Consider the following 1,466-nt stretch of genomic DNA (forward strand, 5'->3'; position numbering starts at 1 on the left):
TTATAGAATACAAAGCAAAACTGGCAGGCATAGAAGTTGAGTATGTAGATCCAGCGTATACAAGTCAAATTTGTCCGATATGTGGAAGTGTTCATCATGCAAAAGACAGGAATTATATATGCAGATGTGGATATCATACACACAGGGATCTGTTTGGAGCTATAAATATATGCAACTCAACTGAGTATATTGGTAACAGATATACTGCCTAGAGAACTATAGGTTCTGCTCTAGGAAGGGTAATGGCATGCCCCTATCTTGCACTGCAACCTATCAGAAATGAACTGGTCAGTCAACAATGTTGGCAGGTAGCAAGAATCCCCTGTCTTTAGACATGGGGAGTGTCAAACAAAAATAACCTTCTTGTTAAAAAGTCCGTGCAAATTTATGAAAAGTATGGTATTTTTAGTTATGGTAGGAGGGATAGTCTATGGTTAAATATATTGATATCGCAGATGATATTAGAAGTAAGATTTTTGATAAAAAATATACATATGGACAAAAACTCCCTTATGAATATGTATTATGTGTTGCTTATCATTGTAATAAAGAAACAATGAAAAAAGCCTTGGATATATTAGTGAAAGAAGGATTGATTGTAAGAAGAAGAGGAGCAGGAACTTTTGTAAAGGATTATGATGCTTCTTCAGAAGATGCAACTCAACTTAAACAATCAGGATTGGGTTTAACACGAAAATTAAAAGGCAAAGGTGAATTAAAAAGTGAAATTATTGAATTTTCGGTTATACCGAGTGATGAGCATATATCTAAAAAATTACAAATAGAAGAGGGATCCTTTGTCTATCATATTATTAGAAAAAGAGTATTTGATGATAAACCGTATTGTTTAGAAATCACATACATGCCTATTTCTATTATTCCAAATTTAAAATTAGAGCATTTGAAAGGCTCGATATACCAGTATATTGAAAAAGAATTAAAATTAAAGATACAAAGTACGCATAAAACTATACGTGCTCATCTATCGAGTCCGTTAGAACAAGAAAATTTGGGATTGAAGGAATATGAACCATATATTGAAGTTGAACAAACGGCATATTTAAGTAGTGGGATTATCTTTGAATATTCATTTACGAGATATCATTACAACAATTTTGAACTTCAAACAGTAACGGTTCAATAGCCAAAAAACATAAAAAAACGCTGTCTAAATGATAGCGTTTTCTTTTTTTAACAAAAAAATCAAAAAAATAACCGTTTTCAAAAACGTTGAAAAACCCTTATTTTATGCGGTTTTTTTAAAGATTATGTTTTTTTAAATTAAAAGTATGGTACTTTTAATTTAAAAAAACATTGACTTTTATTTGCATAATAGATTATACTATTAGTGTCAAAAAAATATTTAAGGGAGGAAAAATTTATGGACAAAATGGCGGATGTCTTAGGTCGCGCTGGTGCATGGTGCGGTCAAAACAAATATTTATCTGCAATTAAAAATGCGTTCC

At 31.2% G+C, this 1,466-nt stretch carries 2 protein-coding genes; both read left to right on the plus strand.

Going from position 1 to position 1,466, the window contains the following annotated elements; translation table 11 throughout:
* Positions 1 to 212: transposase (locus tag LJD34_RS15890; protein ID WP_227360356.1), on the plus strand; the 212-nt coding region annotated here is incomplete at its 5' end.
* Between the two features lie 218 nt (positions 213 to 430).
* Entirely contained in the window at positions 431 to 1,144 is a 714-nt protein-coding gene (locus LJD34_RS15895) for a GntR family transcriptional regulator (protein ID WP_032089599.1), read from the plus strand.
* The last annotated feature ends 322 nt before the right edge of the window (positions 1,145 to 1,466 follow it).

The organism is Faecalibacillus sp. MSK20_93, from assembly GCF_020589945.1.
GTDB lineage: Bacteria > Bacillota_I > Bacilli_A > Erysipelotrichales > Coprobacillaceae > Faecalibacillus > Faecalibacillus intestinalis.